Genomic DNA, 13,862 nt, shown 5'->3' on the forward strand with positions numbered 1-13,862 from the left:
CGGACCGCGCTCAGGCGCCGTCCCTCCCCAGTGGCCGAAGCCGCGCGATGAAACGCACCCGCGTCCCGCGCGGCTTTGCTGCGCCCCAGGTGATCCGACCCCGCAGGTCCTGCACGAGCGACTGCACGATCTGGGTGCCGAGCCCCGAGCCGCCCGGCTTGAAGTCGGCCGGCAGCCCCGCCCCGTCGTCGGTGATCGTCACGGTGAGCAGCTCGTCGCCGCGGTCGTCGGTCGAGCGCTCCGCCTCGATGTCGACGGTGCCCCCGCCGGTCTCGGCGAGACCGTGCTCGACGGCGTTCTGCACCAGCTCGGAGAGCACCATCGCGAGCGCGGTGGCGTCCTCGGCGCGCAACGTGCCGAACGACCCCCGCACCTGCGAGGTGATCGGGTGCTCGATCTTGGCCACCTCGGTGATCGCCTGCAGGCCACGCACTGCGATGTCGTCGAAGTCCACCGTCTCGTCGAACCCCTGGCTCAGCGTCTCGTGCACCAACGCGATCACCCCGACGCGCCGCACCGCCTCCTCCAGCGCCACCCGACCGGCCTCGCCCTCGGGGAGCCTCCGGGCCTGGAGCCGCAGCAGGGCCGCGACGGTCTGGAGGTTGTTCTTCACCCGGTGGTGGATCTCGCGGATCGTCGCGTCCTTGGTGAGCAGCTCGAGCTCACGGCGGCGGAGCTCGGACACGTCGCGCAGGAGCAACAGCGCGCCGACCCGGATGCCGCCCTCGGTGATCGGGATGGCGCGCATCGACACGCTCGCACCGCGCGAGGTCACCTCGGTGCGCCACGGCGCCCGGCCGGTGACCACGAGCGCCAGGGACTCGTCGACCGGCGACTCGTCACGCAGGAGGTCGGCGACCACCTTGGCGAGCAGCTCACCGATGACGTCGCCGACGTGGCCGAGGCGGTGGACGGCGGAGAGGGCGTTGGGGCTGGCGTAGGACACGATCCCGTTGACGTCGAGCCGGATCACGCCGTCGCCGACGCGCGGCGCGCCCCGCCGTTGCCCGGTGGGCGCCGAGGTGTTGGGAAACTCCCCTGCCGCGATCATCCGCGCCAACGCGTCGGCGAGCGCCTGGTAGGTCAGCTCCAGCCTGCTGGGAGTCCGCATCGCCGCCAGGTTGGTATGCCGCGTGATCACCGCGAGCGCGCGGCCCTCCCTCACGACGGGGATGGCCTCCTCGCGGACCGGCATGTCGTCGCGGAAGATCGGGTCCTTCTCGCGCACGATCCGCTGGTCGAGGTAGGCCTGGTCGAGCAACGACTGCCGCCCCCGGTGGGTGCGTCGCCCCACGACGTCCTCGAAGAACACCATCTGGCCGGTCGTGGGTCGCACGTGCGCCACCGCCAACCAGCCCTCCAGCCCGCCCGGCACCCACAGCACGAGGTCACCGAAGGACAGGTCCGAGATCAGCTGCCAGTCACCGACGAGCAGCTGCAGCCACTCGACCTCGGCGGGGGCGAGGTCGGTGGCGGACTGGAGCACCTCGTTGAGGGTGGGCACGCGGGAAGCCTAATCGGCGGACCGCGGGCGCCGACGACGTGCTCACGTTGGACACCTCGGCAGTGACCGCCGTCAGGCGCGGGCGACGACCGTCAGGTGAGGACGACGGCGTCGCCGACGGCGATGGTGCCCGGCTGGAGCACGGATGCGTAGACGCCGGCCAGCAGGTCGTGGTGGTCGCTGATCGCCTGGAGCATCCTCGGGCGCTCGGGCAGCCCGACCTGGGCGACCCCGACCATCCGGCACCGGCCGGTGGCCTCGGTCACCCGCAGCCGCACCGTGCCGACGGTGAGGTCGCGCCCGATCCACGACTCCTCGGCATACGGCTCCGTGGTGGTGACGACGACGTTGGCGCGCAGGTGGCGAGGGTCGAGCGGGCGCCCGTCGCCCTCGTGGCGTCCCAGCTCCACCAGGGTCGCGCTGCCCACGAGCGAGAAGGTGGCGGCGTCCTGGTGCGGCACGTCGCTCTCTCTGCGCACCGTGACCGGTTCGCCGAAGTGGGCCGAGACGGACGAGTCCGCGTTGCCGGGACCGAGCGCGACCTCCGACCCGTCCGGCAGGGTCACCACGGTGTCGCCCGCACGCTGTGCGGCGACCAGGTCGAAGACCGGGTCCATCCTGCGGAAGCGACGGGAGTGCTTGCCGCTCGCGAGCTTGCCGTCCGCCCCGTAGACCGCCCACTCGCGGTCGCCGACCAGACCGGTCGGCCCGACCTCGGCGGTGGCGAGGGGCTCCCCACCCATCGACTTCACCGGGTAGCGGGTCACGAGCTGGACGCGGGGCGGGGGCGTCGAGGCGGTCACGGGCCCACTGTATCCGCGCGGTTCGTCCCACTCCGGACCGGTTTCGGCCTACTCTCGGCGACCATGACCGTGCCGTCGTCTCCGCCGCCCGTGCCACCCGAGCAGCCCACCCAACCGACCCAGCCCGGCCCGCCCGCGGAGTCTGCCCAGCCCATCGCGCCCGTGCAGTCGGCCCAGCCGACCCAGCCCGGCCAGCAGGCCCAGCCCGCGGTGGGCACGATCCGGCTCACCATCCAGGGGTCCGTGCTGACGTCCAACGCCATCACTCCGCGGGTGCGGATCAACGGCCACCCGGTGCCCTCGCGCTACGGCGTGCAGGACCTGCCGGTCTACGTCGGGCCCAACCACATCGACGTCGACACGCAGTGGATGCGCACCTACGGCCAGGCCGGGATCGACACGACCGTGGCACCCGGGCAGGTCGTCGAGGTCTGGTACGCCCCGCCCGTGCACCAGTTCGCGCGCGGCAACATCGGCTTCACCAAGCAGCCCCGCCCGGGCATGGGCTGCCTCTGGGTGGGCCTGGGCGTGCTCGCGCTGTTCGTGGTGCTCGCCGTGGTCGCGGGCGCGCTCGCCAGCTGACCACGGCGTCCGGGCGCTCGGCTGCCGACCCCTAGGACGTCGCGGCGCCGGACCGGATCACCGAGCGCTGCCGACCCCTAGGACGTCGCGGCGCCGGAGCGGATCACCGAGCGCAGGGTGCGCAGGGCGACCGACAGGGCGGCGATGTTGGGCTTGTCGAGTCGCTCGATGCCGCTGAGCGCCGTCTTGGCCCGCGCCAGGCTCTCGGCGTTCGCCTTGGCCCACTCGTCGTAGCGCGCCAGGGGCGCAGCCCCCGAGGTCGAGGCATCGATGACGGAGCGCACGAGGCTCTCCAGCACGGCATACAGGTCGTCGCGGAGGGCACCACGCGCCAGCGCGTCCCACCGGTCGTCACGCGGCAGGTTGGTGACCCGAGTGAGCATGGCGTCGATCCCGAACCGCTCCGAGAGCACGAAGTAGAGCGGGGCCACGTCGGCCGGCGACTCGCCCGTGTCGGTGGCGATGTCGACGATGTCGAGCAGCGAGAACTGGTCGAGCAGGCTGGCCGAGCGGAGTGCGAGGTCCTCGGGCACGCCGACCTTGCCGAGCCGGGAGGCGTTGTGCTGCAACCGCTTCAGCTCAGCGCCCTTCAGCAGCTCGTGGATCTGGGGGGCGAACTCGCGGACCACCGACCCGAACCGCTTCACCTCGTTCGCGACGTCGAGCCGCGACGGGCGCGAGGTGAGGAACCAGCGCATCGAGCGGTCGATCAGCCGCCGGAACTCGAGGTAGAGCTGGCTCTGCACGTCGGTGGACACGACGTTGTCGAGCTCCTCGACCGCGTGGACGAAGCTCGGTAGGTCGAAGATCTCGCGACAGACCACGAAGGCGCGGGCGATCTGCTCCGGGGTCGCCCCGGTCTCCTCCATCGCCCGGAACGCGAACGTGATGCCGCCCCGGTTGACCATCGAGTTGACCACCGAGTTGGTGATGATCTCGCGGCGCAGCGGGTGCTCGGCCAGCTCGCTGGCGAACTGCTCACGCAGCGCAGCCGGGAAGTAGTCGGTCAGGGTGGTCTGGAACCACGGGTCGTCGGGCAGCTCCGACGGCAGCAGGTCCTCCTTGAGCGCCAGCTTGGCGTAGGCCACGAGCACCGAGAACTCGGGAGACTTCAGGCCGAGGCCGTCAGCGAAGCGTCGGTCGATCTCGGTGTCGGTCGGCAGGAACTCCAGCGCCCGGTCGAGGTCGCCCCGCTCCTCCAGCCAGTGGATGAGGCGCTGGTGCACCGGCAGCATCGGGTGCTCCTGCGCGCGGGCGTTGCCGAGCAGCACGTTCTGCTCGTAGTTGTCGCGCAGCACCTGCGCGGCGACGTCGTCGGTCATCGACGCGAGCAGGGTGTTGCGCTGCTTGAGCGTCATGTCACCGCCCTTGACCAGGGAGGTGAGCAGGATCTTGATGTTGACCTCGTGGTCGGAGGTGTCGACGCCGGCGGAGTTGTCGATGGCGTCGGTGTTGACCCGCACGCCGTGCAGCGCCGCCTCGATGCGGCCGAGCTGGCTCAGCCCGAGGTTGCCGCCCTCACCGACGACCTTGCACCGCAGCTGTGCGCCGTCGACCCGGATCGCGTCGTTGGCGCGGTCGCCGATGTCGGTGCTGCTCTCGCCGGCCGCCTTGACGTAGGTGCCGATGCCGCCGTTCCAGAGCAGGTCGACGGGCGCCTGCAGGATCGACTTCATCAGCTCGGCGGGGGTCATCGAGGTGGCGTTCGCGGGCAGCCCCAGCGCCGCGGTCATCTCGGGGGTGATCGCGATCGACTTCAGCGAGCGGTCGAAGACGCCACCACCGGCCGAGATGAGCGAGGTGTCGTAGTCGGCCCACGAGGAGCGGGGCAGCTCGAACAGCCGCTGGCGCTCGGGGAAGCTCGTCGCCGCAACGGGATCCGGGTCGATGAAGATGTGCCGGTGGTCGAACGCGGCCACCAGGCGGATGTGCTCGGACAACAGCATGCCGTTGCCGAAGACGTCGCCGGACATGTCGCCGATGCCAACTGCGGTGAAGTCCTCGGTCTGCGTGTCGTGGCCCATCTCGCGGAAGTGCCGCTTGACCGACTCCCACGCGCCGCGGGCGGTGATGCCCATGGCCTTGTGGTCGTAGCCGGCCGAACCACCCGAGGCGAAGCCGTCGTCGAGCCAGAAGCCGTAGGACTGGGCGACGCCGTTCGCGATGTCGGAGAACGTCGCCGTGCCCTTGTCGGCCGCCACCACGAGGTAGGAGTCGTCGGGGTCGTGCCGCACCACGGAGGGCGGCGGCACGATCTGCGAGCCGTCCCGGTTGTCGGTGACGTCGAGCAGCCCGGAGATGAACACCTTGTAGGAGCCGATGCCCTCGGCGAGCCAGGCGTCGCGGTCGACGGTCGGGTCGGGCAGCTGCTTGGCGTAGAACCCGCCCTTGGAGCCGGTCGGCACGATGACGGCGTTCTTGACCATCTGCGCCTTGACGAGGCCGAGCACCTCGGTGCGGAAGTCCTCGCGGCGGTCGGACCACCGCAGCCCGCCCCGGGCCACCGGGCCGAAGCGCAGGTGCACGCCCTCGACGCGCGGCGAGTAGACGAAGATCTCGAACTGCGGCCGGGGGGCCGGCAGGTCGGGCACCTTCTTCGGGTTCAGCTTGATGGAGACGTAGGACTTAGCCTCGCCGGACTCGGCGGCCTGGTAGTAGTTCGTCCGCAGCGTCGCCGTGATGACCCCGAGGAAGGCCCGGATGATCCGGTCGTGGTCGAGGCTCTTGACCTCGTCGAGGTCACTGGTGATCTGCTCGCACAACGCGCCCTGCGCGGCCTCGCGCTCGGGACCCGCCTCACCGGCATACCGGCTCGGGTCGAAACGGGCCTCGAACAGGGCCACCAGCTTGGCGGCGAGCCGCAGGTTGGAGACCAGCGCCGACTCGACGTAGTCCTGGGAGAACGTCGACCCCGTCTGGCGCAGGTACTTGGCGACCGTGCGCAGGATGACGACCTGTCGCCAGGTCAGCCCGGCGCCGAGGACGAGGGCGTTGAAGCCGTCGGACTCCGCCTGGCCGTGCCACACCGCCCCGACCGCGTCCTGGAACAGCTCGCGGAGCCGGTCACGGCCGCCGTCACCGGTCCACACCTTGTCGTCACGCACCCGCAGGCCGAAGTCGTAGACCCAGAGGCCCACCCCGTCGCCACGCGAGATCTCGTAGGGCCGCTCGTCGACGACCTCGACACCCATGTGGGTGAACATCGGCAGCACCTGGGTCAGCGACAGCGGGCTGCGGCGGTAGAGCTTGAACCGGCGCTCGTTCGCGGGGGCCCCGGGCTCCTGGTACATGTTCAGGCCGGTGGCCTCGTCGCTGTCCAGCGCGTCCATGTGCCGGATGTCGGACACCCCGACCCGCGAGGCGAAGTCCTCCTTGTAGGCCTCGGGGAAGGCACGTCCGTAGAGGCCGGACAGTCGCGCTGCGGCCTCCTCGCCGTGCTCGGCCCGAGCCGCCTCGCCGAGGTCCTCCTCCCAGGTGCGCGTCGCGTCGACGAGCTGGCGCTCGAGCACCGCCTCGTCGATCGAGGGGATCGACTCACCGGACGGGACCCGCACGACGAAGTGCAGTCGCGCCAGCACGGACTCCGAGACCCGGGTCGTGAAGTCCACCGTGGCACCCGGAAACGCCTGTCGCAGAATGGATTCCATCTTGAGGCGGACGCCCGTGTTGTAGCGGTCGCGGGGGATGTAGACGAGGCAGGACACGAACCGGCCGAACCGGTCGCGCCGCAGGAACAGCTTGGTCTTGCGCCGCTCCTGGAGGTGGAGCACCGCGGTCGCGTTGTCGTAGAGCGACTCCTCCTCGGCCTGGAAGAGCTCGTCGCGCGGGTAGTTCTCGAGCACCTCGAGCAGGTCCTTGCCCGAGTGGGAGTCGGGCAGGAAACCGGTGCGCTGGAAGATCGCGGCGACCTTGTCGCGCAGCACCGGCACCCGGGTCACGGACTCGGTGTAGGCGCTGGAGGTGAACAGCCCCAGGAAGCGCTTCTCCCCCGTCACCTCGCCCGCGTCGTCGAACTGCTTGACGCTCACGTAGTCGAGGTAGGTGTTGCGGTGCACCGTCGCCCGCGAGTTGGCCTTGGTGATGATGAGCAGCTCGCGCGCCCGCGCCACCGCCTTGGCCTGCTCGCTGAGCAGCACGCCGTCACCGGTGGGGTCGTAGCGCAGGAGACCCAGGCCGGTGCCCTGGACGGCTTCCAGCCGGTCGGCGTCCGACCCACGGTGCAGCGCGTACTCGCGGTAGCCGAGGAAGGTGAAGTGGTTGTCGGCCAGCCACTCCAGGAGGCCGCGGGCCTGCTCCACCTCCTCCTCGGGGATGCCGGTGGGCGGCGCGTCGGCGAGGTCGCGGGCCAGCTGCGAGCAGGTGGCCTTCATCTTGGGCCAGTCCTCGACCGCCTCACGGACGTTGCCGAGGATGCCGCGCAGGCCCTCGGCGATGGTGGCGCGGTCGTCAGCGCTGCTGTCGCGGTCGATCTCCAGGTGCATCCACGACTCACGGACGAGGCCGAAGCCGTCGTCCGAGCCGGACCGCGCGTTCGCGCCGGAGCCGTCGAGGACCACCTCTTCGAGCTGTCCCGCCGCGTTGCGACGCACGCGCATGGTGGGGTGCACGACGAGGTGCACGGCGCGGTCCATCCGCTGGAGCTCGGCACTCACCGAGTCGACGAGGAACGGCATGTCGTCGGTGACGATCTGGACCACGGTGTGCCCGCTGGCCCAGCCCTGCTCCTCGACCTCGGGGTTGAAGACCTCCACCTTGGCGGTGCCGACCGGGCGGTCCTTGGCCAGGTCGCGGTGGGCCATCGCCGCGCCGAGCAGGTCCTCGGGGGCCCGGGCCAACAGGTCCTCGGTGGCCACGTGGCGGTAGTACGTGCGCAGGAACTCTTCGACCGCCTCACCACCGGCGTGGTCCGCGCGCTCGGCGGCGGTGTGCAGGAGTTGCTGACGGGACTGCTCCAGCGACGCAGACATGGCGGTCGACTTCATCCTCACTAGGTCCTCGGGCACTGCAGATCGTGCACTGCCGCCGCACCACGCTGTGCGACCCAGCCGAGACTATCGCTCACGAGTCGCAGGCGGCACACCCCGCCCCTCAGGCCCCATGCGCAGCCCATCAGCGCAGGTCAACGTGTGTTTTTCCCCGATGTGTGGTGAGGTGGGGTGTTTGCATCCCCCGAAGCAAGGAGTTCCACGTGATCGTCCTCGGCATCATTCTGCTCATCCTCGGCCTGTTGGTCGCGAGCCTCAAGATCCTGGTGACCATCGGCGCCATCCTCATCGTGGTCGGGCTCGTCCTGGCCATCCTGGGTGGCACGGGCCGGGCCATCGGTGGCAGGAAGCACTGGTACTGACCGGACCTCGTTCGTGACGAACGGCCCTCGGAGTGCCCCATGTGGGTATCTCCGGGGGCCGTTGCCATGACCTCACTACAGTGAGGGGTATGCCGCCCGCCCGGGTCGACCCCGACCGTCTCCGCTCGCTGGGCGCGGCTCTGGAGCCGCTGGGCGAGTGTGCGCGGGACGGTGCCCAGGAGCTCCTGGAGCAGTTCCCCGAGGTCGGTGACCGCGAGACGCAGGCCGTCCTCGACCGCTGGGTCGAGCAGGTCGCTGATCTCCTGCGCGAGGTCGACGCGACCGCCACGGACCTCGCCGGTCGGATGCGGGTCGCGTCGCTCGACTCCCCCACCGACCCGGCCCGACCCGACGACCGAGACCGGGTGCGGTCATGAGCGTCGTCGCCGGCGACCCGGCTTCCTGCTCCCACCTCGGTGGCACGCTGCGCCGACTCGCCACCCGACTGCGGACCTCGGGTCGCACGGCCCACGACGCGTTCGACCACGGCGACCTCGCGCCGTCCGTCCCCGTGCTCCGGCAGGCCCGCCGACGCGTCGACGCCCTCGACGCCGCCACGGCCGCCGCAGCCCGCGAGGTCGACCGGATCGGGTCGGCCCTGCAGGCCCACTCCGCCGACCTGTCCGAGGCGGTCGCCGACTGCCGCCGGATCGCCACCCGTGCCACCCAGGCCGGGCTCCGGGTCGGTGACGATGGCGGGGTCGCCACGGCCTGGGGCGTCAGCGGGGTCGCCGACGGTGCCGCCAGCGCCCACCAGCTCGCGGCCGTCGCGCAGCTCCAGGCCGAGCTCGACGCGGTCACCGCCCTCGTCGCCCAGCGACGGCGCCGCCTCGTCGTCGCCCTGCGCGAGTCGCACCAGGTGTTGGCCACCCACGCGGAAGCGTTGCGACGATGACCACCGTCGACCTCAACGCCGACCTCGGCGAGTCGTTCGGGCGGTGGACGCTGGGCGAGGACGAGGCCATGCTCGACGTCGTCACGAGCGCCAACATCGCCTGTGGCTTCCACGCCGGCGACCCCCGTGGACTGTTGCGCGTCTGTGAACAGGCCGCCGAGCGCGGGGTCGTCATCGGTGCCCAGGTCGGCTACCACGACCTCCCGGGTTTCGGTCGCCGGTTCATCGACCTCGACCCGGCCGACCTGCTGGCCGACGTGGTCTACCAGCTCGGCGCGCTGCAGGGCATCTGCGCCGCGGTCGGCGCGAAGGTCCGCTACGTCAAGCCCCACGGCGCGCTCTACAACGCCGTCGTCCACCACGAGGCCCAGGCCGCCGCGGTGGTGGAGGCGGTGCGCAGGGTGGACCCGTCGCTGCCCGTGCTCGGCCTCCCCGACTCGGTGCTGCTGGCCGTCGCGCAGGCCGCCGGGCTGCCCACCGTGACGGAAGCCTTCGCCGACCGCGCCTACACGCCGCAGGGCCGGCTGGTCCCCCGCAGCGAGGAGGGCGCCGTCCTGCACGACCCGTCGTCCGTGGCCGCCCGGGCCGTGCGCATGGTGGTCACCGGCCGGGTCGACGCGTCCGACGGGACGGCGGTCACGGTCGGTGCCCGGTCGCTGTGCCTCCACGGCGACAGCCCCGGTGCCGTGTCGATGGCCACCGCCGTGCGCGCCGGCCTCGAGGCAGCTGGTGTCACCATCCACCCGTTCGTCGCGGCCGACGGCTAGGCCGTCGTGACCGGTCGGCTGTTGCCCAGCGGCGAGCGGGCCGTCCTCGTCGAGGCAGACTCCCTCGAGGAGCTGCTCGAGCTGCACCGCCGGCTCTGGGTCGACGACCGCGCGCCGGGTCTGCTCGACGCCGTGGCCGGCGCCCGCACGCTCCTGCTGGTCGCCGACTCGGCGGCCGCGCTGGCCGGCGTGCGATCCGCCGTCCAGGAAGCGCTTCGGGCCGGCTCCGGCACCGGGAGCACCACCGTCCCGGCTCAGGGGGGCAGCGCGCCTGCCGCTCGGGTGCCCGACGTCGCGATCACGGTCCGCTACGACGGCCCCGACCTCGCCGAGGTCGCGGAGCTGACCGGGCTGTCGAGTCACGAGGTCGTCGCGGCACACACCAGCAGCCTCTGGCGCGTGGGCTTCAGCGGGTTCGCGCCCGGCTTCGCCTACCTCGTGGGTGGCGACCCGCGTCTCGGCGTCCCGCGACGCCCGACGCCGCGGACCCGGGTGCCGGCTGGGGCCGTGGGGCTGGCCGGGGAGTTCAGCGGCATCTACCCACGCTCCTCCCCCGGGGGCTGGCAGCTCATCGGCCACACCGAGCAGGTCCTCTGGGACCTCGACCGCGACCCGCCGGCCCTGCTGCGGCCGGGCCTGCGGGTGCAGTTCGTCGACGCGGATGCTGTCGACGCGGACCCCGTCGACGTAGACGGTGCCACGTGAGCGGCGACCGACCCACGCGGGCCGGCCACGCGGCATACGCCCGGCTCGAGGTCCTGGAGACCGGCCCCCTGGCCCTCCTCCAGGACCGGGGCCGCCCGGGCCTGTCCGACCTCGGGGTCTGCACCTCGGGGGCCGCGGACCGCGCGGCCCACGCCCTCGGCGCCCGGCTCCTGGGACAGGACACCGACCTCGCCGCCATCGAGGTGCACCACGGCGGCTTGGCGTTGCGCGCCGACCGTGCGGTCCTGGTGGTCCTCACCGGCGCTCCCACGACTGCGACCGCAGACGGCATACCCGTCGGCCACGCCGCGCCCTTCGTGCTGGGCGACGGGGCGGTGCTCGACCTCGGCCGGCCCACCAGCGGACTGCGCACGTATGTCAGCGTCCGCGGGGGCATCGACGTGGACCCGGTGCTCGGATCACGCTCGCACGACACGCTTTCCGCGATCGGTCCCCCACCCTTGCGCAGGGGTGACCTGCTCCCCGTGGGCGCCCCGGTGGGCCACCCGACGGTCGACGTGGCCCCGGTCCCCACCCCATCGGCCGGCACCGTGACGCTCGAGGTCCTGCCCGGGCCACGGGACGACTGGCTGCGCGACGTCGCAGAGCTGACGTCGTCGGCATGGACCATCGACCCGGCCAGCGACCGCGTGGGAGTCCGGCTCGCCGGTCCGGCCCTCACCTGGTCTGCGCGGTTCGCGGGCCGCGAGCTCCCCAGCGAGGGCGTGGTCCGAGGGGCCGTGCAGGTGCCGGCCGACGGGCGCCCTGTCGTGTTCCTCGCCGACCACCCGGTGACCGGCGGCTACCCCGTCGTCGCGGTGCTGACCGAGCGTTCGGCTGACCTCGCCGCCCAGCTGGTGCCCGGTCAGGGGGTGCGGCTCCGGTTGGTCTCGTCGCGGCCCTGAGGCCCGGTGGATACGCTGGCGACGCAACGCCCGCCACCTGGTGGGCAGCATCCCGGTGACAGGAGAAGACGCATGAAGATCGCCAAGACGATCGAGTACGCCGCGACCCCCGAGGAGGTCTTCGCAGTCCTGTCGGACGTGAAGTTCCAGGAGGCGAAGTGCGCGGCCACCGCGGCCATCAAGCACTCGGCTGACGTCAAGACCGTCGGCGACCACACCGTCATCACCACCGAGCGCATCCTGCCGAGCGACGGGTTGCCCGACTTCGCCAAGTCGATGGTCGGCCCCACCCTCAAGGTGACCGAGACGCAGGACTGGGGCCCGGCCTCGTCCGGTGGCGGCCGCCGCGGCACGGTCGACATGACGGTCGCCGGCGCGCCCATCGCCCTCCAGGGCACGATGATGCTCGCCCCCGGCGGGGGTGGCACCGTCGAGACGATCGAGGCCGAGCTCAAGGCCAAGGTGCCGCTCATCGGCGGCAAGATCGAGAAGGCCGCCGCGCCGCCGATCGAGGAGGCCATCGACATCGAGGCACTGACCGCCGCGAAGTGGCTGAAGCGCTGACGCGACAGGCACTGACGTGACAAGCACTGGCGTGACGTGAGGTGAGCGGCACCCCGCTCCCCTCACGTCGACGCCGTCAGCCCATGTGCGGGTAGGCGTGCGCCTTCGGCGGGTTGAAGGTCTCCTTGATGGAGCGTGCGCTGGTCCAGCGCAGGAGGTTCTGGGCGGCACCGGCCTTGTCGTTGGTGCCCGAGGCCCGACCGCCACCGAACGGTTGCTGCCCCACGACCGCGCCGGTCGGCTTGTCGTTGATGTAGAAGTTGCCGGCCGCGAACCGCAGCCGCGAGGTCGCGTCGGCGATCACGTAGCGGTCCTGGGCGATGATCGACCCGGTGAGGCCGAACGGCGCGAACGACTCCATCTGGTCGAGCACCTTGTCGTACTGGCGGTCGGGGTAGACGTGCACCGACAGGATCGGGCCGAAGTACTCGGTGCGGAAGGACTCGTCGGTCGGGTCGTCGATCTCGAGGACGGTCGGGCGGATGAACCACCCCTCGCTGTCGTCGTAGGTGCCACCGGCCACCACGTCGACGCCGGTCGTGGCGTGCGCGCGGTCGATGGCGGCCGTGTGCTTGGCGTAGGCGCGCTCGTCGATGACGGCGCCCATGAAGTTCGACAGGTCGGTGACGTCGCCCTGGCTGAGGCCGTTGGTGATCGAGACGAGGTCGGCCTTGATCTTCTTCCACAGCGAGCGCGGCACGTAGGCACGGGACGCGGCCGAGCACTTCTGACCCTGGAACTCGAAAGCGCCGCGGATCATCGCCGTGCGCAACACGTCGGGGTCGGCCGACGGGTGGGCCAGGATGAAGTCCTTGCCGCCGGTCTCGCCGACCAGGCGCGGGTAGGTGCGGTAGCTCGGCAGGTTGGCGCCGACCTCCTGCCACAGGTGCTGGAACGTCGGCGTCGACCCGGTGAAGTGGATACCGGCCAGGTCGGGGTCGGCGAGGGCGACCTTCGAGACGTTGAGGCCGTCGCCGGTCACCATGTTGATGACGCCCGGCGGCATCCCGGCCTCTTCGAGCAGTGACATGGTGAGGTGGGCCGCGAACTGCTGGGTCGGGCTCGGCTTCCACACGACCGTGTTGCCCATCAGCGCCGGGGCGGTGGGCAGGTTGCCGGCGATCGCAGTGAAGTTGAACGGCGTGATCGCGTAGACGAAGCCCTCGAGCGGGCGGTGGTCGGTGCGGTTCCAGATGCCCTTGGCGTTGAGCGGCGGCTGCTCGGCGAGGATCTGCCGCGCGAAGTGGACGTTGATCCGCCAGAAGTCGATCAGCTCGCACGCGGCGTCGATCTCGGCCTGGTAGGCCGTCTTCGACTGGCCGAGCATGGTGGCCGCGTTGAGGTGGGCGCGCCACGGGCCGGAGAGCAGCTCGGCGGCCTTGAGCAGGATCGCGGCCCGGTCGTCGAACGACGTCTCGCGCCACTGCGGCGCCGCGGCCTTGGCCGCGTCGACCGCCGCCTGCGCGTCGCCCAGGGTCGCGTTGCGCATCGTGCCCAGCACCTTGCGGCGCGCGTGCGGCTGGCGGACCTCGATCTTCTTGCCCGAGCCCATGACCCGATTGCCCGCGATGGTGTGGGGCAGGTCGACGCTGGAGCTGCCCAGCTCGGCGAGGGCCACCTCGAGCGAGGCGCGCTCGGGGCTGCCCGGCGCGTAGTCCAGGACGGTCTCGTTGACGGGGACGGGCACCTGGGTGACGGCATCCATGTGGGCTGGCTCCTCGGGGTCGCTTCGGTGGCTCGGGCGCGACCGCCGCCCCAACGGCTCTGGTGGCGGCGCAGCGCGCACCTAT

Annotated in this window: 12 protein-coding genes; 8 read left to right on the forward strand and 4 right to left on the reverse strand. The window is 71.7% G+C overall.

Annotated elements, in window-relative coordinates:
- Positions 1–10: 10 nt before the first annotated feature.
- Positions 11–1,504, reverse strand: coding sequence for a sensor histidine kinase (locus ABD262_RS17675; protein ID WP_344139031.1), 1,494 nt, complete (start codon positions 1,502–1,504; stop codon positions 11–13).
- 92 nt (positions 1,505–1,596) lie between these two features.
- Positions 1,597–2,307: an MOSC domain-containing protein gene (locus ABD262_RS17680; RefSeq protein ID WP_344139033.1), complete on the reverse strand. Its 711-nt coding sequence runs from the start codon at positions 2,305–2,307 to the stop codon at positions 1,597–1,599.
- A gap of 63 nt (positions 2,308–2,370) precedes the next feature.
- Between ABD262_RS17680 and ABD262_RS17685 the strand changes: the two genes are divergently transcribed.
- Positions 2,371–2,889 carry a hypothetical protein gene (locus tag ABD262_RS17685; RefSeq protein ID WP_344139035.1) on the forward strand — a complete coding sequence of 173 codons (519 nt, stop codon included), beginning with the start codon at positions 2,371–2,373 and terminating at the stop codon, positions 2,887–2,889.
- Between the two features lie 77 nt (positions 2,890–2,966).
- Here ABD262_RS17685 and ABD262_RS17690 read toward each other — a convergent pair whose 3' ends face one another.
- Positions 2,967–7,871: an NAD-glutamate dehydrogenase gene (locus ABD262_RS17690; RefSeq protein ID WP_344139037.1), complete on the reverse strand. Its 4,905-nt coding sequence runs from the start codon at positions 7,869–7,871 to the stop codon at positions 2,967–2,969.
- Between the two features lie 206 nt (positions 7,872–8,077).
- Here ABD262_RS17690 and ABD262_RS17695 point away from each other — a divergent pair, with 206 nt between their 5' ends.
- The 7 genes from ABD262_RS17695 (at position 8,078) to ABD262_RS17725 (ending at position 12,072) form a co-directional block, all read left to right on the forward strand.
- Complete coding sequence (locus tag ABD262_RS17695) at positions 8,078–8,236, forward strand: DUF6131 family protein (RefSeq protein WP_344139039.1); 159 nt, start codon at positions 8,078–8,080, stop codon at positions 8,234–8,236.
- Between the two features lie 89 nt (positions 8,237–8,325).
- The gene (locus ABD262_RS17700) at positions 8,326–8,613 is read left to right on the forward strand and encodes a hypothetical protein (protein WP_344139041.1); all 288 of its coding nucleotides are present in this window, start codon (positions 8,326–8,328) and stop codon (positions 8,611–8,613) included.
- A complete protein-coding gene (locus tag ABD262_RS17705; RefSeq protein ID WP_344139043.1) occupies positions 8,610–9,131 on the forward strand; it encodes a hypothetical protein in 522 nt (173 codons plus the stop codon). The genes ABD262_RS17700 and ABD262_RS17705 overlap by 4 nt, the downstream gene beginning before the upstream one ends.
- Positions 9,128–9,898, forward strand: coding sequence for a LamB/YcsF family protein (locus tag ABD262_RS17710; protein ID WP_344139045.1), 771 nt, complete (start codon positions 9,128–9,130; stop codon positions 9,896–9,898). The genes ABD262_RS17705 and ABD262_RS17710 overlap by 4 nt, the downstream gene beginning before the upstream one ends.
- Before the next feature lie 6 nt (positions 9,899–9,904).
- Positions 9,905–10,603, forward strand: a complete 699-nt coding sequence (locus tag ABD262_RS17715) for a 5-oxoprolinase subunit B family protein (RefSeq protein WP_344139047.1) — start codon at positions 9,905–9,907, stop codon at positions 10,601–10,603.
- Positions 10,600–11,508 (forward strand): 5-oxoprolinase subunit C family protein, encoded by a 909-nt coding sequence (locus ABD262_RS17720; RefSeq protein WP_344139049.1) that lies wholly within the window; start codon positions 10,600–10,602, stop codon positions 11,506–11,508. Before ABD262_RS17715 ends, ABD262_RS17720 begins: the two co-directional genes overlap by 4 nt.
- Before the next feature lie 72 nt (positions 11,509–11,580).
- Positions 11,581–12,072, forward strand: coding sequence for a DUF2505 domain-containing protein (locus tag ABD262_RS17725; protein WP_344139051.1), 492 nt, complete (start codon positions 11,581–11,583; stop codon positions 12,070–12,072).
- A 76-nt stretch (positions 12,073–12,148) separates the two neighbouring features.
- On the opposite strand, the gene pruA is transcribed toward ABD262_RS17725, so the two are convergent.
- Entirely contained in the window at positions 12,149–13,777 is a 1,629-nt protein-coding gene (pruA, locus tag ABD262_RS17730) for an L-glutamate gamma-semialdehyde dehydrogenase (protein ID WP_344139053.1), read from the reverse strand.
- Positions 13,778–13,862 lie beyond the last annotated feature (85 nt).

Source organism: Pedococcus bigeumensis (genome assembly GCF_039531795.1).
GTDB classification, from domain to species: domain Bacteria; phylum Actinomycetota; class Actinomycetes; order Actinomycetales; family Dermatophilaceae; genus Pedococcus; species Pedococcus bigeumensis.

Coding starts and splice junctions, on each gene's coding strand:
- ABD262_RS17685 (WP_344139035.1), top strand. CDS start 2,371: ATGACCGTGCCGTCGTCTCCGCCGCCCGTGCCACCCGAGCAGCCCACC.
- ABD262_RS17690 (WP_344139037.1), bottom strand. CDS start 7,871: ATGAAGTCGACCGCCATGTCTGCGTCGCTGGAGCAGTCCCGTCAGCAA.
- ABD262_RS17700 (WP_344139041.1), top strand. CDS start 8,326: ATGCCGCCCGCCCGGGTCGACCCCGACCGTCTCCGCTCGCTGGGCGCG.
- ABD262_RS17705 (WP_344139043.1), top strand. CDS start 8,610: ATGAGCGTCGTCGCCGGCGACCCGGCTTCCTGCTCCCACCTCGGTGGC.
- ABD262_RS17710 (WP_344139045.1), top strand. CDS start 9,128: ATGACCACCGTCGACCTCAACGCCGACCTCGGCGAGTCGTTCGGGCGG.
- ABD262_RS17725 (WP_344139051.1), top strand. CDS start 11,581: ATGAAGATCGCCAAGACGATCGAGTACGCCGCGACCCCCGAGGAGGTC.
- pruA (WP_344139053.1), bottom strand. CDS start 13,777: ATGGATGCCGTCACCCAGGTGCCCGTCCCCGTCAACGAGACCGTCCTG.